General features: G+C 52.8%; 15 protein-coding genes. 5 read left to right on the forward strand and 10 right to left on the reverse strand.

All coding sequences use genetic code 11. The features are described from left to right. Nucleotides 1–161: 161 nt before the first annotated feature. The 6 genes from ACFOUO_RS04855 to ACFOUO_RS04880 form a co-directional block, all read right to left on the reverse strand. On the reverse strand, nt 162–869 hold the full coding sequence (locus ACFOUO_RS04855) for a response regulator (RefSeq protein WP_380702719.1): 708 nt from the start codon (nt 867–869) through the stop codon (nt 162–164). A gap of 16 nt (nt 870–885) precedes the next feature. Beyond that, a complete protein-coding gene (locus ACFOUO_RS04860) occupies nt 886–2,448 on the reverse strand; it encodes an ATP-binding protein (RefSeq protein ID WP_380703259.1) in 1,563 nt (520 codons plus the stop codon). Between the two features lie 118 nt (nt 2,449–2,566). Next, nucleotides 2,567–3,610: an ArsA family ATPase gene (locus ACFOUO_RS04865; protein WP_380702721.1), complete on the reverse strand. Its 1,044-nt coding sequence runs from the start codon at nt 3,608–3,610 to the stop codon at nt 2,567–2,569. Then, nucleotides 3,553–3,828 (reverse strand): cory-CC-star protein, encoded by a 276-nt coding sequence (locus ACFOUO_RS04870; protein WP_380702723.1) that lies wholly within the window; start codon nt 3,826–3,828, stop codon nt 3,553–3,555. Before ACFOUO_RS04870 ends, ACFOUO_RS04865 begins: the two co-directional genes overlap by 58 nt. A 61-nt stretch (nt 3,829–3,889) precedes the next feature. Next, on the reverse strand, nt 3,890–5,590 hold the full coding sequence (locus ACFOUO_RS04875; protein WP_380702725.1) for a carbon starvation CstA family protein: 1,701 nt from the start codon (nt 5,588–5,590) through the stop codon (nt 3,890–3,892). A gap of 246 nt (nt 5,591–5,836) precedes the next feature. After that, nucleotides 5,837–6,151, reverse strand: coding sequence for a hypothetical protein (locus tag ACFOUO_RS04880; RefSeq protein ID WP_380702727.1), 315 nt, complete (start codon nt 6,149–6,151; stop codon nt 5,837–5,839). Nucleotides 6,152–6,487: 336 nt separating this feature from the next. Between ACFOUO_RS04880 and ACFOUO_RS04885 the strand changes: the two genes are divergently transcribed. Beyond that, nucleotides 6,488–8,641 (forward strand): ATP-dependent Clp protease ATP-binding subunit, encoded by a 2,154-nt coding sequence (locus ACFOUO_RS04885; RefSeq protein ID WP_380702729.1) that lies wholly within the window; start codon nt 6,488–6,490, stop codon nt 8,639–8,641. 53 nt (nt 8,642–8,694) lie between these two features. On the opposite strand, the gene ACFOUO_RS04890 is transcribed toward ACFOUO_RS04885, so the two are convergent. Next, nucleotides 8,695–9,258, reverse strand: a complete 564-nt coding sequence (locus tag ACFOUO_RS04890) for a thioredoxin family protein (protein WP_380702731.1) — start codon at nt 9,256–9,258, stop codon at nt 8,695–8,697. A gap of 260 nt (nt 9,259–9,518) precedes the next feature. Between ACFOUO_RS04890 and ACFOUO_RS04895 the strand changes: the two genes are divergently transcribed. Further along, nucleotides 9,519–10,124 (forward strand): peptidase inhibitor family I36 protein, encoded by a 606-nt coding sequence (locus ACFOUO_RS04895; protein ID WP_380702733.1) that lies wholly within the window; start codon nt 9,519–9,521, stop codon nt 10,122–10,124. A 273-nt stretch (nt 10,125–10,397) separates the two neighbouring features. Here ACFOUO_RS04895 and pyc read toward each other — a convergent pair whose 3' ends face one another. Beyond that, on the reverse strand, nt 10,398–13,844 hold the full coding sequence (gene pyc / locus ACFOUO_RS04900; protein WP_380702735.1) for a pyruvate carboxylase: 3,447 nt from the start codon (nt 13,842–13,844) through the stop codon (nt 10,398–10,400). A gap of 392 nt (nt 13,845–14,236) precedes the next feature. Then, nucleotides 14,237–14,875, reverse strand: a complete 639-nt coding sequence (locus ACFOUO_RS04905) for an MFS transporter (RefSeq protein WP_380702737.1) — start codon at nt 14,873–14,875, stop codon at nt 14,237–14,239. 241 nt (nt 14,876–15,116) lie between these two features. On the opposite strand from ACFOUO_RS04905, the gene ACFOUO_RS04910 reads away from it, so the two are divergent. After that, nucleotides 15,117–17,462: a M14 family zinc carboxypeptidase gene (locus ACFOUO_RS04910; RefSeq protein WP_380702739.1), complete on the forward strand. Its 2,346-nt coding sequence runs from the start codon at nt 15,117–15,119 to the stop codon at nt 17,460–17,462. Nucleotides 17,463–17,634: 172 nt separating this feature from the next. Here ACFOUO_RS04910 and ACFOUO_RS04915 read toward each other — a convergent pair whose 3' ends face one another. Beyond that, complete coding sequence (locus ACFOUO_RS04915) at nt 17,635–18,045, reverse strand: hypothetical protein (protein WP_380702741.1); 411 nt, start codon at nt 18,043–18,045, stop codon at nt 17,635–17,637. Between the two features lie 467 nt (nt 18,046–18,512). Between ACFOUO_RS04915 and ACFOUO_RS04920 the strand changes: the two genes are divergently transcribed. Then, nucleotides 18,513–18,743 carry a hypothetical protein gene (locus ACFOUO_RS04920; protein ID WP_380702743.1) on the forward strand — a complete coding sequence of 77 codons (231 nt, stop codon included), beginning with the start codon at nt 18,513–18,515 and terminating at the stop codon, nt 18,741–18,743. Continuing rightward, on the forward strand, nt 18,743–19,141 hold the full coding sequence (locus ACFOUO_RS04925) for a PIN domain-containing protein (protein WP_380702745.1): 399 nt from the start codon (nt 18,743–18,745) through the stop codon (nt 19,139–19,141). Before ACFOUO_RS04920 ends, ACFOUO_RS04925 begins: the two co-directional genes overlap by 1 nt. Nucleotides 19,142–19,302 lie beyond the last annotated feature (161 nt).

The following is a 19,302-nucleotide window of genomic DNA, read 5'->3' on the forward strand; positions in this document are numbered from 1 at the left end:
TCTGTGCGGAGTCGGAAATCCGGCACACGCCCACGCCGGGGTTTGTCAATTAACCTCAAATCCTCTCCCATTTCCCTCTAGGTATTCTACCACTTCCCTACTCCAATCCATAGAAAAAGCCCCTTCCTTCACATGGAAGGTTGGGCTTCGGTTTCCTGAATTTAGTTACCCTGTGAAAAATACCGACGCTCTGGGCGTCCGACAGCCCCGTATGAGACATCTGCCTTCAGAGACTGACAGGAGACGAGGTACTCCAAGTACCGGCGGGCGGTGGAACGGCTTGCTCCGATCTCTTTACCCACTTCTTCTGCAGTTAGACCCCCTTCACCAGCCTCTTCAAAAACCTCCGTCACCTTCTTCAGTGTGATCGGATCGATTCCCTTTGGCATTAGTTCGGGGTCTTTTGACAACATCGACGCCGCACCTTCATTCGCCCGGGTCCATAAACGGTCGATCTGTCCCTGATCCATCCGGTCCGAACGCTCCAACTGACGCCGGTAGTCTCGATAGTTATCCAGACTCCGTCGAAACCGATCAAAGGCAATCGGTTTCACAATATAGTCGATGACGCCTCCCCGCATCGCTTCCTGAACCACATCAGTCTCCCCCGCCGCTGTAATCAAAATGATATCCGTATTCTTGTAGTACCGGCGGATGTGCCAAATGAGATCAATCCCTTTCATATCCGGCAGATAAATATCCAGTAAAACCAGCTGGGGCTGTAGCACTTCCAGCCATTCTCTGGCTTCTTCCCCGTTGTGGGCAGTTCCGGCAACCGTGAAACCCTCGACTCTTTCGGTAAATCGCCGGTTAATCTCTGCGATTCGTTGATCATCTTCCACGATCAGCACTTCCAATGGGCCATCCACCTCCACCCCTCCTCTTTCATGCTTTGACCGCCGGAAGCCGCTCCCTTCGAGGGAGGGAAACGGAAAAGACGGCTCCGTTCCACTCCCCGCTTTCAACGGTAACATAACCCCCCATCTCCTCCGCCGCTTCCCGTACCTTTTCCAGACCATAACCTCTCTTCTCCCCTTTTTTGGTGGAGAAGCCCTGTTCAAAGAGATGGGGAACTTGCGACTCCGGTACTCCAGGCCCTGCGTCTTCCACTTCCAGCAAGATATCCGGCCCTGCCTCACCGATGTACAGCCTCACTTTCCGCTCTCCCTCCGGCCGATGCTCCACAGCTTCAAAGGCGTTGGTGATCAGGTTACCCAGGATGGTAACCAGCCCTTGTCGCTGGATGTGTGCGGGGAGCGGGCCCAGTCGACTATCCGGGTCGATCGTGAGATCGACCTTCAATTCCCGCGCCCGGCTGTGGAAACCAAGGAGAATCCCTCCCAGCCATGGGTCGGGGATCCGTTTCACGATCAACTGAATCCAATCCTGGCTCTCCAACGCCTCCCGATGGATCAACTCCAACGCCTCCGACTGGGAGCCCAACTGGATGAGGCCCGACAAGGTGTACAATGTATTGTTAAACTCATGGGTCTGGGCCCGAAGGGCCTCCGCATACCGAGAAACCTGGGATAGCTGGCGCGTCAGTTCGTCCATCTCCGATTTGAGGCGGAAACTGGCGACAGCCCCGGTAACTGTATCCCCCTGTCGGATCGGGTAGCGGTTGACAACGATTTCTCTCCCGGCCAGACTCATGCTCCGGTCTAGTTCCGTCTCTCCACTGCGTAACACTTCTGGTATCCGGGTGGTAGGAAGCACCTCTTTGATCAGGCGTCCAGTTAACGGGCGAGCTGAATCAATGGAAAGGATATGCCCGGCCGCCTGGTTGACCAACGTAATCTTCCCCTGCCGATCGGTGACAATGATCCCCTCCCGTACGGACTCGATCACGGCATCCCTTTCTTGGTAGAGAGAGGAGATTTCCTCCGGCTCCAATCCAAAGGTAGCCTTCTTGACATTGCGTGCCAGCAAGATCGCTCCTGCCGTCCCGATAGCCATAGCCAGCAACAGGAAGGGGAAGATCATGTTCCGCAAATAACCGTAGACCTCCTCCTGGATATCTTCCTGGAGGAAACCGACGGAAACGATTCCGATGACCCGCCCCTCCTCATCGAAGATAGGTGCCTTCCCCCTCAGAGATGGCCCCAGAGTCCCCTCCGCCTTGGAAACATAAGCTTTCCCCTCCCGAAGGGCCGGGGAGTTATCTCCACCGACCATCTCACGTCCGATCCGCTCGGGAACCGGGTGGGAATACCGGACGCCGTTCTTATTTCCCACCACAACGAATTCTGCCCCGGTCCGCTCCCGGACCCCTTCCGCAATCGGCTGGATTTTGACCCAAGGCTCACTCTCGGAGAACGCCTGGCGCAATTCCGGCATCCCTGCCGTCACCTCGGCGACGCTAAGGGCTTTCTCACCGATCTTCTTTTCCACCGTTTCCTCCAGAGAGGAGAAAAAAGTGAGGGTCATCTCGGCAACGATCAGCATCATCAAACCAAGGATTAGCAAGATGATCCGGGTTTGCAATTTCAGCTTCCCTCGCTGTCTCACGACTCATTCTCCTCTCTGTCAGTGGATCGAAAAAAGGGCGCTCCGATGGAAACGCCCGTCACAAGCCGCCAAACCTTTTTTCCTCCAGCAAGTCGGCGATGGCTCCCACTCCGTCAAGCCCCCGAATATCCGTCGGTTTCATCGGTACTTTCACCTGGTGAAACCCCTTGAACCGATCCGCGATATCCTCCAAGTACTCTTTTTCCTGAACTCGACGCTGGTTCAGGAAATCCCCGGCAGCTTCAGGGGGCAACACTCGATTGACAACCAGCCCCCCCACTGGAACCCCGTATCTCTTTAATCGATCCATCGCCTTTTCCGATTCCAAAATAGAGAGGCGTTCCGGATTGAGAACGAAGTAAAAAGAGGTAATCCTGGGATCCAGCATCCGCTCCCGGGCAGCGGCAAACCGGTGCTTTCGTCGTTCCAGCAGCTCAAAGACCCGATCCTTCGGCTCTTTCGATTCCTCGGAGACGCCTGCCACATGATGAAGCATCCGGTGCATCTCCTGGGTCTTTCGCCGCCGGGCCAGCATTCCCTCTACCCAGACTCCCATCAGCTCCGGCAGAGACAGCAGGCGAAGGGTATGGCCCGTAGGGGCCGTATCGAACACGATCCGGTCATACTCCGACTCCGCCGACAAAAGGGTCGTCACCATATCCTCAAAGAGCGCCGCTTCATCCGCCCCCGGAGAAGCAGCGGCGAAATCCATCTGACGTTCCACTTCCTTCCACAAACCGGGGTCGGCCAGCCCTCTGAGATTGCCTTGCACCTCATCCATGTATCGTCGGGAGGCCTCTTCCGGGTCAATCTCTCGCACCCACAGGTTATTCGCTGCCTCTACCGGTTTCGGTCCTGCCTGGATATCCAACAGGTCACCGACGGAATGGGCAGGATCCGTTGAAACAAGGAGAGTCTTAATCCCCCGCCGGGCGAGAGCGGCTGCATAGGCCGCTGAACAGGTCGTTTTTCCTACACCGCCCTTCCCCCCGAAAAAAGCAATCGTTTCTGCTTTGGAGACCGCCTTCTTTTTGAATAGCCTCATCAGCAACACCGGAAGCCATCGAGGGGAGATTTCTCCATTCCCATTCGCATGTGCCATTCATGGAACTCTTCAAGCATGAAGGGTGTCAACTCCAAGGTGTAGTAGGAAACCGGGTTGGGGATCCCCAGCACCTCCGAAAAGGCGAGCAGTTTAAAAACGTCCTCTTCGTTTCGGACCTCTTTGAGCATCGTTCGCCGGTAGGGGGCGAAATACATTTCATCGTAAAAGTGCTTCAACTGGTTCCAGATTGCCTTCGTTTTCGTTGTGATCTCCATCGATGTACACCTACCTTTACGTGTCCCTTTCCGCCTTGGTCAACCCGATCTTCGGACGTGCTCAGAGAGAGGCACCGCCGTTTCGGGAAATCCTGTCGGCCCGTTGCCGATTCGCAGCCAGGATTCCCTCCAAAACCAACCACACGTTGAGAGCAAGAATTAACACCCCGACCACGACCAGCAGGGTTTTCCCTTGAGAGATGTACCCTGAGATGCTGAGCGCCATACTCCAGGTGGTCATAACGACCACGAACACCAGGGGTACCAGCGCCACCCAAAAGTTGCGCCCCCACTTCCACAGGAGGAGGGTAAGGACAATCAGAGAGAGGCCTGCTGTTAGTTGGTTCGTGGTCCCGAAGAGAGGCCACAGGACCATCCCCCCTTGCCCTGGGTTGGCTGGGTCAGCCAGGAAGGCCAACGCTACACAGGAGAGAAAGGCGATCACTGTACTGATGTTGAGGTTCTTCAAGGGAGCGATTTTATACTGTTCCCCAATTTCCGACAGGATGAAGCGCTGAAGGCGCATCGACGTGTCCAATGTCGTGGCTGCGAAGGCGACGATCATGATCGAGATGAAGGTTGTCCCCACCGTCGTCGGAATGCCCAGTGTGGTGAGGAAGTTGCCCGCTCCGAGAACAAAAGCCTTCACACCGCCCGCGCTAGCCGTCTCCCACATCCCGTAGTGCTCATTCCATTTATCGATGGAAGCGAAGCCTGCTGCTGTGGCCATGATCGCTACCAAGGCTAACAACCCTTCCCCCATCGCCCCGAAGTATCCGACAAACCGGGCGTCTGTTTCTTTATCCAACTGTTTGGAGGACGTTCCGGAGCTGACCAGTCCGTGAAAACCCGAGATCGCCCCGCAAGCGATCGTAACAAAGAGGAGCGGCACCAGCGGGGGCGTTCCTTCCGGCACGGCGGTATTGAAAAAAGGGGCATTGAACTGCGGTTGAGTCAGAAATAGACCGAGGTACAAAACTCCCAGCCCGAGGAACAGCATATGGGAGTTGATATAATCTCGCGGTTGAAGTAACAACCATACCGGCAAACGGGAAGCAATCGCTCCATAGAGAAGCATCACGATCACCCACCAGCCCGTCGTCGGGAGCCCGCCGATCACTTCTGGGAGCTTCACCGGCAACGCCGACCCAACAAATATAAAGGTGAACAGCAACACCAAACCGACGATCGAGGGCCAGAAAAGTCCCATCCCTCGCTTGTACACCAGGAACCCAATCCCCATCGCTACCGGAATCTGCAGCCAATAGGGGAGAACGCTTTCCGGGAATCCGGTGAACAGGTTGGCAATCACGACAGCGAAGACAGCATTCACCAACAACAAGAGGAAAAAGATGATTAGGAGAAAGAGTCCTTTTGCCCGGTCACCAATCACCGATTGGGTGATGACACCGACGGACTTTCCTCTGTTGCGCACCGAAGCCCATAACGTTCCGAAATCATGCATCCCTGCAAAAAAGATGGTTCCCAAAACCACCCACAGGAGAGCGGGTCCCCAGCCCCAGATCACGGCAATCGCCGGCCCCACAATCGGTGCCGCCCCCGCAACAGAGCTAAAGTGATGCCCCCAAAGGACGAACCGATTGGTCGGCAGGTGATCCACCCCATCCCGGAATTCATGGGCCGGGGTCTGGAATTCCGGATCCAACCGGAAGACCCGTTCCGCCAGGAACCGGGAATAAAACCGGTACCCCATCCAAAACAGGATTAGCGCCCCTAACGTCAGCAACACTGGTGCAGTCATGCATTCGCCCCCTCAAGCTGTGTAATCGCTTCCACAATCAGACATAGGGAATAGCCAGAAAGATTAATCAATTCCATCTAATCTTATATTAAAGGAGGATGAGAGGCTATTCAACCGGGAGGGTTTGGAAGTTGCAAGATTTCGCCTCTTTTTCAAAAAAACGGACTCTCAAAAAAGAGCCCGAGAGGGTATTGATAAAGTTTCCTGTTTGAAGACTGCTACCTAAAACCGGATCGCCCTACTCGGTTACCGCTCTCTCCTCGGGCGGATCATCACCTTGCCTCCACTTTTCTTATAACACATCTCTTGATCCGGTCCTGCCGGCCAGCAGACTTCCTGATCATGAAAAGACTCTGACGTTCGCTCCATGTAGCCCTGAGCTTCTTCCAGCACCTCCCCGACGGGTCGGCTAAACTCCGTATCAGCCAGTGACTCACTGCTGATTACCCGGGTCGAAATCCGGGTCATTTCCTCGTAACACTCCCGCACCCGGTTGGTTAGCTCATCCATTAGTGCCTGATCTACACTGGACAACTGATACTCACGCTGGTTCCCCTGCATGGTATCCCTCCTTTGGCTCCCAGGATGCCACCTTTTTCCCCGGTTTATACGAAAGATCTCAGTAGAAAGCCCAGCCTCTCTCCAGGTAATTTGACCTTTCTCCCAACAAAAACCCTCCATCCAAACTTTCCATTCATAGGTGGGAAAATGCTGTCCCCTTTGTCCGATCCGTGAATTTCAACGCTCTATTCCAGTTTCAACCCACCCCCTTGAAAGTTCGAACAAGAGATCGTATAATAAAGATCAAAGATAGTCAAAGTCAAAAGTCAGACCGGATGCATCCTGATTACACCCATAACCTTTGAAATAAAAACGCGATTGAAGGAGGGTTTGGTTATGCACTGCAACCAATGCAAACAGCAGCCGGCTGAGGTGGAACTCCATGTGAAAGTGAACGGTCGACAACTCCGCCTTCATCTATGCCGGGACTGTTACAACCAAGTAAAAGACCAGATGAAATTCCCTGCGGGCTTTCATGGTTCTTCCTTCGATGACTTGTTCCGCCATTTCATCGGGCCGCAATCGAGCGGGTTTGACCAAAACCCATCCCAGGACTTGCGGCAACAGACTGGCCAAGATGGGGCCCGTAACGGCGGCCTCTTGGATCAACTGGGGAAAAATCTGACCCATGCCGCTAAGGCCGGGCTTATCGATCCGGTTATCGGACGTGACCAAGAGGTAGAACGGGTCGTCGAAACTCTGAACCGGCGCAATAAAAACAACCCCGTCCTGATCGGAGAACCTGGGGTCGGGAAAACAGCCATTGCCGAAGGGTTGGCGTTGCGAATTTCGGAAGGACGTGTCCCCCACAAACTGAAGGATAAACACGTTTACTTGCTGGATGTCTCCTCCTTGGTAGCCAATACCGGGATCCGCGGGCAGTTCGAAGAACGGATGAAACAGCTGATCACCGAACTGCAAGAACGGAAAAACGTGATTCTGTTCATCGACGAAATCCACCAATTGGTGGGCGCCGGATCCGCTGAAGGCTCGCAAGATGCCGGGAACATCCTGAAACCGGCCCTGGCCCGGGGTGAGATCCAGGTCATCGGAGCCACCACTCTGAAGGAATACCGCCAGATCGAGAAAGATGCCGCTCTGGAACGCCGCTTCCAGCCGGTCATGGTTCAAGAGCCTACTGTGGAAGAAGCGGTCCGCATCCTTCTGGGGCTTCGCAAAAACTATGAGGACTACCATCGGGTGCAATACACCGATGATGCCCTGCGTGCTTGCGTCACCCTATCCAGCCGTTATATCCAGGACCGCTTCCTGCCGGATAAGGCGATTGACCTGATCGACGAAGCTGGTTCCAAAGTCAATCTGGCGAGCGAGACCGGTGATACGGAGAGTTTGCGCGAACACCTTCGGGAAATCGCTGCCGAAAAGGATGAAGCTACTCGCGAGGAAGACTACGAGTCAGCCGCCCGCCTCCGGGACGAAGAACGGAAACTGGAACAACAGCTGGAAGAGGCCGAGGGCAAAGAAACTCGTGCTGTCGTCGATGTGGAGATGATCCGGCAGCTTATCGAAAACAAGACCGGCATCCCCGTCCGCAAACTACAAAAAGCAGAACAAGAGAAGATGAGACATCTGGCCGATACCTTGAACGCCCAAGTGATCGGACAAGAGGAAGCGGTCCGTAAAGTGGCCAAAGCGATCCGCCGCAATCGGGCTGGGCTCCGCAAGGGAACCCGCCCCATCGGCTCCTTCCTGTTTGTCGGCCCCACCGGTGTCGGGAAGACCGAGTTGGCCAAAACCCTGGCCCGCGAAATGTTCGGGAAGGAAGAGACCATGATTCGCCTCGACATGAGCGAATACATGGAGAAACACTCGGTCTCCAAATTGATCGGTTCCCCTCCAGGATATGTCGGCCATGAAGAAGCCGGTCAATTGACGGAACGCGTTCGTCGCAAACCCTACAGCATCATCCTGCTGGACGAGATCGAAAAAGCCCATCCCGATGTGCAGCATCTATTCCTACAGATCATGGAAGACGGTCGCCTCACCGATAGCCAGGGACGCACCGTCAGCTTTAAAGATACCGTCCTGATCATGACCAGTAACGCCGGGGCTACCGTCAAACCGAAAGCGTCCATCGGTTTCGGAAAAGACGGGACGGAAGAGAGGATCCCCGATATTCTCGACTCTCTCGCCGATTACTTCCGCCCTGAGTTCCTTAACCGCTTCGATGGCATCATCCCCTTCCGTTCCCTCACGCGGGAAGACCTCGTAAAAATCGTCGACCTCATGCTGGCCGACATCTATCAAGCCACCGAAGAACAAGGACTCACACTCACCGTCACCGATGCCGCCAAAAACCAATTGGCTCATCTCGGTTACCATCCTGCCTTCGGTGCCCGTCCCCTGCGCCGGGTCATCGAAGAACAAGTGGAAGACGGCATCGCAGACCGAATGCTGGAAGAGGATGAGGTGCAATCAATTGTCGTGGATGCAAAGGATGAGAAAATCATTGTGAAAAACGCGGATTGACCGTAACAAAACCCCGCCGGAATTTGATCCGGCGGGGTTTTTCGTCTTACCCTTTATCCTTCGCTCTTCCATTTGATGTTACATCCGAGACTCGGCTTTTGCTCTTCTGGTACGGGCTCTCCCTTCAGGAGGTGATCCAGCGCCTTACGGATGGATTCCCCGGTGACCGGGATGTCATTTCCCGGGCGGGAATCATCCAACTGCCCGCGGTAAGCCAACCGGAGCCCGCCGTCAAACACGAAAAAGTCCGGGGTGCAGGCTGCATGATAAGCCTTCGCCACTTCCTGGGTTTCATCATAGAGATATGGAAAGGGGTAGTTCATTTCCTCTGCTAATTCCTTCATTTTCTCCGGGGAATCCTCCGGATACGCCTCCACGTCATTCGAACTGATGGCGACAAAGGAAATCCCTTTAGCTTGGTAGTCCTTCGCCAGCTGGACCAATTGGTCCTGGACATGTTTTACAAAAGGACAGTGGTTGCAGATGAACATCAACACTGTCGCGTGTTCCGAGCGGAGGTCGTTCAGGGAGCAGGTCTGCCCCGATACCACATCCGGCAAGGAAAAGTTCGGGGCTTGGCTCCCGAGGGGAAGCATCGTAGACTCTGTCCGTGCCATGAATACCATCATCCTTTCAGTGCTTTCTCTCTTACCAACCGTACAACAATTTTTGCCCGCGAAAAAGCCACTGTAAACAAAAAGGCTGCTATCCGAGCAACCGGGTGGCCTTTTTCTTTCAATCTCCGGATAAACGCGGCTCTCCCATTTCGAACATCGAGTCCTTCTCACAAACATTAATAAATCATCCACAAAATCCTAATACAAATACTGGATAATACCTTTGTAACGAATTTACACTTGGAGAGGGTGATAGGAAGATGAAGACAGCATCCATCGCTGTATTGGGCTTGGTTCTATCAGTCGGTATGATCGGTTCGACGCTTTTCGGGCAACCTGCATCGGCGGAAACGAAGGACAACCGCCTACCTGTGGTTTTGGACGGCACGAAGGTTTCCCCTAATAGTCCGAAAGTCGATAAGGCGAAAATTTTTGTAGAGGACGACAAGGCACAAAAGCAAGGGGTGGTGTTTGGATTTTCCAGTAAGGCCAAAGCTGAAAAATACCTAAAAGAAGGCGTCTCCCCTATCCAAAAAGAAACTTCCCTTCCGATCTCTCCCCAACAGGGAAAACCGTCGCCCACCGCCACATCCTCGTATTTCTTTGAACATGCCGGTTTCGGAGGGAGCTGGTTTAGTATCCAACTCGGCTACGCCAGTTCTTACCTGGGCTCCTACTGGAATGACCGGATTTCCTCCCTGTCTGCCGCCTCCGGGGGAAACTGGACCATCCTTTACGAACACAGCAATTACCGCGGAAAACAATATTGGCTCAAATCCGGGTACAGTCGATCCAATCTGGTCGATGTGCCGGATGGAAGCGGCGGAAACTGGAATGACAAAGCCTCTTCCATCTACGTCTATTAATCTTTATGTAAGGAAATCCGGAAGGGGTATCCCTCCCGGATTTCTATTTGTTACAATCCCTCCGGTATAGCCATCACTCTGGGAGCCTTCGCTCTCATCTTTTTCACGGTAAGAGTCGTCATCAAACGACGTAAAAAGAACCAAAAAATGAATCATTGATTAACCCCAGCAGGAATGAATCACATCCTGATGAAAAGACAAGGATCCTGGAAGCGAGCGTGGATAAGAAACCCCGTTGCCAACCTTGTTGGTAACGGGGTTCATTCGCGTTATTTATTTGCTCGGTTCCAACTCGATCAGGAGATCTTCTGTCTCGATCGGGTCACCAGCTTTCACATGGACGGCTTTTACCTTCCCCTGGAAGTGGGCCTGGACCGTGGTCTCCATCTTCATCGCCTCGGTCACAATGAGATGTTCTCCTTTTTTCACCTCATCACCCGGCTCCACCATCACCTTGAGCACTTTCCCCGGCATGGAGGCTCCGATCTGCCCTTCATCGGTGGGGTCCACTTTACGCCGCATCTCTGCCGTCACCTCGGCGGAGAGGTCCAGAACCGCGACCTCCCGAGGCTGACCATTCATCTCAAAATAAACGGTACGCTTTCCATCCGGACCGAGAGCCCCGACGGACATCAGTTTAACAATCAGGGTTTTTCCCTGTTCAATCTCTACGGCCACTTCTTCTCCCAAACGAAGGCCATAGAAGAAGGTGGGCGTATCCAGCACCGAAACATCCCCATATTCCCGTATGATCTTCTCTCGATCCAGGAAGACCTGAGGATACATAATATAGGACATCACGTCCCACTCGCTAACCGACCGTCCGGCCTTCTCTTCCAACTCTCGTTTCACCTGATCGAAATCGACAGCGGGAAGCAGTTTTCCTGGGCGGCACGTAAAGGGTTCCCGACCTTTGAGAACGATCTGCTGCAATTTTTCGGGGAATCCTCCCGGCGGTTGTCCCAGATAACCCTGGAAAAACTGGACGACGGACTCTGGAAAATCAAGGCGTGAGCCTCTTTCATAGATATCGGATTCGGTCAGATTGTTGCGCACCATGAACAGAGCCATATCCCCGACCACTTTGGAAGAAGGCGTCACCTTGATGATGTCCCCGAACATCCGGTTGACCGTATGGTAGGCTTCCTTCACCTTGTCCCAACCGTCTTCGAGCCCGACGGCTTTCGCCTGCTGATGGAGGTTGGTATACTGTCCCCCAGGCATTTCGTGGGTATAGATTTCGGCAGTGGAAGACTTGATGCCGCTCTCAAACCCGGCGTAATAGTGGCGGACATCCTCCCAGTAATCGGCCATCTGCTGTAAATTCGTTGGATCCAATCCGGTTTCGCGTTCCGTCCCCTCCAGGGCCGCTACCAACCCGTTCAGGCTGGGTTGGGAGGTCAGCCCCGACATGGGGCTCAAGGCGGCATCCACGATGTCGACATCGGCTTCGTAGGCTTTGACCAGAGTAGCCAATTGGTTGCCGCTGGTGTCGTGGGTGTGTAAGTGGATGGGAAGGCCAACTTCCTGCTTGAGGGCCCGGATCAACTCATACGCGGCATAAGGCTTTAACAACCCTGCCATATCCTTGATCGCCAGGATATGGGCTCCCATTCTCTCCAATTCCTTCGCCAGATCCACATAGTAACGGAGGGTGTATTTATCCCGCTTCGGATCGAGAATGTCCCCGCTGTAGCAGATCGATGCTTCTGCGACCTTGCCGGTCTGGCGGACGGCATCGATGGCCACTCCCATGCCTTCCGTCCAGTTCAAGCTGTCGAAGATCCGGAATACATCGATCCCTGCGTCGGCGGACATCTGGACAAACTTTTTGATTACGTTGTCTGGGTAGTTGGTGTAACCGACAGCATTCGCCCCGCGCAAAAGCATCTGGAACAGAATGTTGGGGATACGTTCCCGCAGGAGACGGACTCTCTCCCAGGGATCTTCGCTTAAAAACCGCATACTGGTGTCAAAGGTTGCACCACCCCACATCTCCAGCGAAAACAACCCGGAAGCCAGCTTGCCGGTAGCTTCTGAAATTTGCAGCAAATCATGGGTTCGCACCCGGGTAGCGAAGAGGGACTGGTGGGCATCCCGGAAGGTGGTATCCGTGAGGAGAAGCCGCTGTTCATTCCGAATCCACTCCGCCAATTCTTCGGGCCCCAGCTTGTCTAGAATTTGTTTGGTGCCGTTCGGATAGGGTTGCTTCACCGAGGTGACGGGAATCCGGGGGGATAGAAAAGCCGGTTTTTTCCCCTTCGGCAAACCGGGATGGCCATTGACCACGGTTTGGGCGATATAGGTGAGCAACCGCGTCCCGCGGTCCCGCTTCTTCGGATATTCAAACAACTCCTGGCGGCTATCGATAAAGGAGGTATCATATTCCCCACTCAGGAAATCCGGGTGTTGGACGACATTTTCCAGGAAGGGGATATTGGTCTTGACCCCCCGGATCCTGAATTCCCGCAACGTCCGCAACATTTTGCTCGCCGCCTGCTCGAAATTGACGGCCCAAGAAGATACCTTGACCAGGAGCGAGTCATAATGGGGCGTGATATCTGCCCCAGGGTACGCGTTCCCCACATCCAGCCGAATCCCGAACCCGCCGCCGGAACGATAGGCGAGCAAACGGCCGGTATCCGGGAAGAAGTTCTGGGCGGGATCCTCGGTAGTCACCCGGCACTGGATGGCGTATCCATGGGTGGTGATTTCCTCTTGAGGAGGGATACCCACCTCGGGATCGTTCAGGCTGTACCCCTCAGCAATTCGAATCTGTGACTGAACGATATCGATGCCGGTGATCAGCTCTGTGATGGTATGTTCCACCTGAACCCGCGGGTTCACCTCGATGAAATAAAAGTTTTGGTCCGGGGTCACGAGGAACTCCACTGTCCCCGCATTCACGTAGCCGGATGTGTTCATCAGCTGTAACGCCGACTCACAGATCCGATGGCGCAATTCGTCGGGCAGGGAGACGCTCGGAGCTACTTCCACAACCTTCTGGTGCCGGCGCTGAATCGAGCAATCCCGCTCAAAGAGGTGAACCACCTGTCCTTTGTGGTCAGCCAAGATCTGCACTTCGATGTGCTTCGGTTCTTCCAGGAATTTTTCGATATAGACCGCCGTATTCCCAAAGGCGGATCGGGCCTCGGAACGAGCTCGGTCCAGCGCCTCTTCCAACTCTTCCTGGTTCCGGACGATTCGCATCCCCCGGCCGCCTCCGCCAGAGGCCGCTTTGATAATGATGGGATATCCGTGCTCTTTACCGAACAGAATAGCCTCCTGCAAGGAAGCGATCGGTTCCGGCGTACCCGGGATGACCGGGATATCTGCCTTAACGGCCATCGCCCGGGCATCCACCTTGTCCCCAAACATCTGGATGTGTTCCGCCGACGGGCCGATAAAGACGATCTCTTCCTCCCGACACCGCCTCGCGAACTCCGCATTTTCCGATAACAACCCGTATCCGGGATGGATGGCATCCACATCATGACGCTTGGCGATCTCGATGATTCCTTCGATATCCAGGTAGGCCTCGACCGGACCCTTTCCTTCACCGACGAGGTAGGCCTCGTCTGCCTTGAAACGGTGCAAGGCCGTATTGTCCTGTTCGGAATAAAGGGCGACCGTCCGGATCCCCAATTCGGTGCAAGCCCGAAAGATCCGGATGGCGATCTCTCCCCGGTTGGCGACGAGTACTTTTTTGAAGTTCCTCATAAGTAACCAGTTCCTCTCCTTCATTCCTATTTCATCGAATCCTCTTCCCTGATCATGACCTTCTGCCCATGAAAGACTTATCCTTTCTCTATATACCTCTTCCCTCGGATTGCAAAAGATGCCTCGAAGATTCAAACAACAAGGGGTGCTGGAAAATGACGCCCGGACGCCCTGTCAGATCCGGTCGATCATCACCCACACCAAACGGCATCCTTCATGATCACAATCCTTCCATGGACTCTTGTATCTCATTACCGTATAAAAGAAAAAACATTTCGTCAAGATTGCTCCTCCCGGCAGGTTTCTCCAGCCACCGACGGGATGGGATTAGCTACCGAAAACAGCCCCATTCTCGGGGCTTATCAGAAGTGAAAATTTGTGCCTCGTGAGCACTAGGAGGCCCGTTGGAGAAACACAGTGGGAACTGGGATTCCTTTTACCCGACCCACCGTAAACAGGACGATGGCAACCAAGCCGCTAAAGATCAAAAACACCGCCTGCGGGGGAATCAGGCTGGAGAGATACCCCGTCATCAGTGCGGAGGCGATTTTGGCAAAGGAGACGGCGATGGAACGGAAGCCCACCATACGACCCATCATCTCTTTGGGGGTGTTAATTTGCACAAGTGTCTGCATGGTAACAAAGTGAACCATCGTGAAAAAACCGAGGCCGAACAAACAGATCCCGACAACCGTTGGGTTCGGACTGAAACCGCATAGGGCTGCGGAGCTTCCCATCCCTACTAGGGAACCAATCACCACGTACTGCTTCCAGCGGGAGAGGGCCCAATGGATCGTGAGTCCGGCTAACGCTCCGCCAACGGTAAAGGAGATGTCCAGGGCGGCAAAGAGGACGCTGGAGCCCTGCAACTCCCTGGTGACAAAAGGCGCGAGTATGGTATTGATCATCTGGAAACTGCAACTGGAAACCATCGACAGGAAGAGGAGGTACAACATCCCTGGTTTGCGGGAAACGAAATCCCAGCCCTCCCGGATGTCCTTGCGGAATTCCATCCGTTTGTTCCTTCGCACTTCCCGCCACCCTTACTTTGAAGGCACTATTTTCATATGATAACGTCATATTTCCAGCGACTGATCTGACCTATTTTTTAAAAACAACTCCTTGAGTTCGATCCACTGCGAATAACAACAACCGTCTACCGCCCGAAAATTTTCAAAAATTAGAAGGTTTTCCTGCCTATCGGTCGAAGAAAATAGGCATCCGTTCGGGGCTCGTCTCCCCGGCCATTTCTTTGACTCGGAGGGAAGCTGAATGTACAAACGAATCATCCTGTTGTTGCTGACGATCATGATAGCCCTGGCACCGGCTGCTACCTGGGCGCATCATGACGGACCGGAAGCAGACAAAAGCCTTTTTAACAGCGAACACTATGATTTCGTGAAATACTCCAAGATGGGAAAAATGCTGAAGAAGCTGCAGAAAAAAAGCAATCGGGTTACCGTAAAACCGTACGGAATGTCTGCCGGAGGCCACCCCATGTATGTAGTCACCATCTCCGAACCCGGTGCGAAGCCGAAGTTCAATCAGTATCAACAAATGCGTCGCCAGATGTTCAAACATTCTATGAAAGCGCAACGCCTCATCGGTAAGGACGCGGACTTCAAGGTTCCCATCCTGATCAACGGTTCGATCCACGGTACCGAGTTCGTCGGCAGTGACGCCGTTTTGCGGCTGATGGAACGGTTTGCCACCCAGAACGATCCAAAAACGAAATCGATTCTGAATAACAACATCCTGATCTTCAATGTCGTCGCCAACCCCGACGGACGTTGGTCCGCCACCCGGTTTAACGCCAACGGTTTCGATCTCAACCGGGATTTTATCACCCGCTCCCAGCCGGAAACGCGACAGATGGTCGAGCTGATCACACGCTGGAATCCGATGGTGATGCTGGATCTGCACGGTTATGTCCAATATGGTGGCAAAGCCAAACCCGGTCTGATCGAGCCCTGCACTCCGCCCCATAACCCCAACTACGAATATGACCTCTTCTCCAAATGGGCGCTGGATCAGGCAAAAGCGATGGAAACCTATTTGGTGAACAACCGCGACGCTTATCAATCCGACCTGTACCGCAACATGACCGGCACCTTTATCCCTCAACGGGACGACACCGATGGCTGGGACGATTACCCCCCCATTTTCACCCCGATGTACGCGATGTACCATGGGTCCTACGCCTACACCCTCGAGGCCCCCACCAACGATTGGGACGGAGTCCGTTGGCAGGAAGACGCCGTCATGGGAGCCCTCACCTTTGCAACCGAGCACAAGGATGAGATGCTCCGCGATCAGTTGGAGATGTTTCGGCGCGGAATCCAATTCGATCACCCATATCATAAAGAAGGATTTTTCCCGAAAGCCTATATCCTCCCTGTCGATCCCAAACGTCCAACCCCCACCTTCAAAGCCGTCAACCACCTGATCGCCAACGATATCACCGTTGAGCAGGCAAAAAAACCGTTCCAGGCGGAAGGTAAAACCTATCCCGCCGGCACCTTTATCGTCCGGATGAATCAAGCGAAAGCGGGATTGGCCAACACCATGCTATGGGAGGGCGAAGACATCACCGATACCATCCCCTCGATGTACGACATCTCTTCCTGGAGCTTGCCCAAACTGTGGGGGTTCCAGGCAGATCGAATCGACCAGGACATTGCGGTCACTTCCGGACCGGTGAAAAAGGGTAAACCGCAGGGAGCCCTGTCCAGAAAGGGACCCTACCATATCCCGAACCAGACCGTGGAAGCCGTATACCTGGTAAACACTCTTCTCAAGCATGGAATCCCTGTATGGAGAGATTCCAAGGGAGACTTTTACGTCCATCGAATCAAGCGCTCCATGCTGAAACAAGCGGTCCGGGCCTCCGGCCTTAGGATTCGCTCCCGTGCCATTCCCAAACAAGCCCAACCGTTGCGAAACCTCAAGGTAGCCATCCTGAAAGACGGCGGCATATACAAAGCCCAATCCCACGCCGGAACCCGGGAAGCCTTGGAACGCCTCGGCTTCCAGGTGACCGAACTGCACCCCCGGCAAGTGGCGAAACAGGGGTTAGGCGCTTATGACGTCTTTGTCTATAGCGGAACCTCGTTAATGATTACTTCCCGTCTCAGCAAGGCGAACAAAGAATTTGGTTTAAAAGATGAGGTACAGGTTCGCAAATTCAAGAAACAGGTCACCCAGTTTGTGAAGAAAGGCGGCAAATATATCGCCGTCGGCTCTTCTGCCTCCCAGGCTACCCGTACCCTCGGATTGACCGATATCACCGTCCACGCGGGCGGAGGAAACAGCAACGGGATTGTAAAGGTGGATACCAAGAAATCGCCTTTAACCTTCGGATACGCCAAACAGGACATCGGATTTGTCTACCGGCCTGCCTGGTACACTCCCACCCACGGTGAAACCGTCGCCGCCTCCTACAAGGATAGCCCGGACTTTTTTCACTCCGGCCACTGGAAAAACCGGCAGCCTGCTCAAGGCAAACCTGTCATCGTGCAAGAGAAAGGAAAAGACGTCACCCTGATCGGACTCGAACCCGGCTTCCGCGGCCACACGGATTATTTGTACCGATTGCTGTCTAATGCAGTATGGGAATGAAATAGCAAAACGCCTGCTCTTCAGATAGAAGGGCAGGCGTTTTTTGGTTGGAACAGCCGTGAACGACTTTAGCATCAATGATTTGATTTGCTTTATAACCCACGGTAATCTACCCTGACGATACAGCCTGTTGATCCAGATGTTACCCGATCAACAGGTTTATCGCTTATAATCAATCAGCATCTGGATACTTTTCCAAATCACCCAATTGGATATGATAGACTTTATCGTGATCATCCAGTGCAAACTCGAGATAAACCTTTTGTTTTTGATCAACATAACCAAAACTATTTCCCACTTGTTCACCTGTATACGTGTAATAGTTATCCCCATATTTTGATATGATCTCTTTGCGCGAACTTCCTACCTGGATTCCTTTAGCTGTTTTGATTTTTTTTGCTTCGTCTCGTGTTTCGATCAAATCGATCGTTCCTTTCTCATCTGCAAGCAAATGGAGTTTTCCTATAGCATAGGAATCTCCATGTTCAGGAATTACTGGCCCTGATTGAAGAGGTCCCTGATTGAAGAGGTCCCTGTTTCGAAATCGCTGGATCGTCAATCGACTGATCCAGGCGAATCTCATTCAGGTGTTCCTCCCCCAAGGAAGTATGGGAGGCCTTTAGTCTATTGATCCCACAACCGCTCATAACGGCACCCAACACAACCAGAACCAAAGTGAAAATCATAATACGTTTCTTATGGTAGGATGGACAAACAATGGCAGTCACCTCTCCTTATCGCTGAATCACTTCACCGGATAGCCATACTCTTGAAAGGCGGCTTTAATCTTCGCTAAAGATTTATCCGATGCAAAATCCGGTGCTTTAATCATATATTGAATATCTTGATTGCTTTCTAGGATGCCCATCTTTTTGGCTTCAGGGAGTTGATAGAGGTTTCCTTGGAGGTATTGGACTGCATTGGCATGCTTTTCTATTTGGATAAACAATTAGCATCAATGATTTGACTTGCTTTATGCCCCATGGTAATCTATCCTAAAACCTACGCCTAATTTTTATATTGGTCGGGAACCAAGGAGGTTTGGATTATATGTCGATTCCTCGCAAAATCGATAAACAAATAGCAAATGAACTTCGTTCCCTTTTGTCTAAATTAAATATTAAAAAAAGCAAAGTGACGATTGACTTAGAAAATGACACCATTGAAGTAGTGGATGATTATTCTATTGATGACATTCTTGAATCTGCAGGCGCGTTGACACCAGAACGAGCTGAAGAGATGCAACAGGAACTCAAGAAATCGCGCGAGGAATGGGACTGATGACCACCCAAGGCTATCTGGTAGATACGAATATCGCAATCGCTATTTTGGCCAATGAAGAAGCAGCCATTAACTTTGTCAAGCAAGCTCACCAAGCCAAAAGACCCTTATTTTTTTCAGTAATTACTGAATGCGAGGTCTTGAGTGGCCTAAAAAGCGATCTGGAACTGCATAAAATTAAACTATTCACTTCTCAAAGATGTTTAGATGTTACCTCTAAAATTGCACAACAAGCGGGACATCTCCGTCGACACCAGAGAAAGAAAAGCCGAAAACTTAAAACACCTGATGCATTAATTATCGCTACAGCTTTAGAACATCAGCTCACACTAGTTTCGCGAGACAATGATATGAATTTTGTTGAGAGTGAACTCAACCTCCCACTCTTGAAGTTATAGCTATAAAGCCCCCTGTTGAGAGGGCTTTACATAGCTATATGAGTCTACTCCAAAGATGACGTTTACCTTTTGGGAAGGAGAACACTGGTAACGGGCGTTCAGCGCATTACTGCATGAGATGGGCTGATAAAACAGCCATCAACTTGGGCGTTATCCAAAAA

Source organism: Salinithrix halophila (genome assembly GCF_042650125.1).
GTDB classification, from domain to species: Bacteria; Bacillota; Bacilli; order Thermoactinomycetales; family DSM-45169; genus Salinithrix; species Salinithrix halophila.

Coding starts and splice junctions, on each gene's coding strand:
- ACFOUO_RS04875 (WP_380702725.1), bottom strand. CDS start 5,590: ATGACTGCACCAGTGTTGCTGACGTTAGGGGCGCTAATCCTGTTTTGG.
- ACFOUO_RS04880 (WP_380702727.1), bottom strand. CDS start 6,151: ATGCAGGGGAACCAGCGTGAGTATCAGTTGTCCAGTGTAGATCAGGCA.
- ACFOUO_RS04920 (WP_380702743.1), top strand. CDS start 18,513: ATGTCGATTCCTCGCAAAATCGATAAACAAATAGCAAATGAACTTCGT.
- ACFOUO_RS04890 (WP_380702731.1), bottom strand. CDS start 9,258: ATGGCACGGACAGAGTCTACGATGCTTCCCCTCGGGAGCCAAGCCCCG.
- ACFOUO_RS04915 (WP_380702741.1), bottom strand. CDS start 18,045: ATGAGATTCGCCTGGATCAGTCGATTGACGATCCAGCGATTTCGAAAC.
- ACFOUO_RS04885 (WP_380702729.1), top strand. CDS start 6,488: ATGCACTGCAACCAATGCAAACAGCAGCCGGCTGAGGTGGAACTCCAT.
- ACFOUO_RS04910 (WP_380702739.1), top strand. CDS start 15,117: ATGTACAAACGAATCATCCTGTTGTTGCTGACGATCATGATAGCCCTG.
- ACFOUO_RS04865 (WP_380702721.1), bottom strand. CDS start 3,610: ATGGCACATGCGAATGGGAATGGAGAAATCTCCCCTCGATGGCTTCCG.
- ACFOUO_RS04860 (WP_380703259.1), bottom strand. CDS start 2,448: ATGATGCTGATCGTTGCCGAGATGACCCTCACTTTTTTCTCCTCTCTG.
- ACFOUO_RS04870 (WP_380702723.1), bottom strand. CDS start 3,828: ATGGAGATCACAACGAAAACGAAGGCAATCTGGAACCAGTTGAAGCAC.
- pyc (WP_380702735.1), bottom strand. CDS start 13,844: ATGAGGAACTTCAAAAAAGTACTCGTCGCCAACCGGGGAGAGATCGCC.
- ACFOUO_RS04895 (WP_380702733.1), top strand. CDS start 9,519: ATGAAGACAGCATCCATCGCTGTATTGGGCTTGGTTCTATCAGTCGGT.
- ACFOUO_RS04925 (WP_380702745.1), top strand. CDS start 18,743: ATGACCACCCAAGGCTATCTGGTAGATACGAATATCGCAATCGCTATT.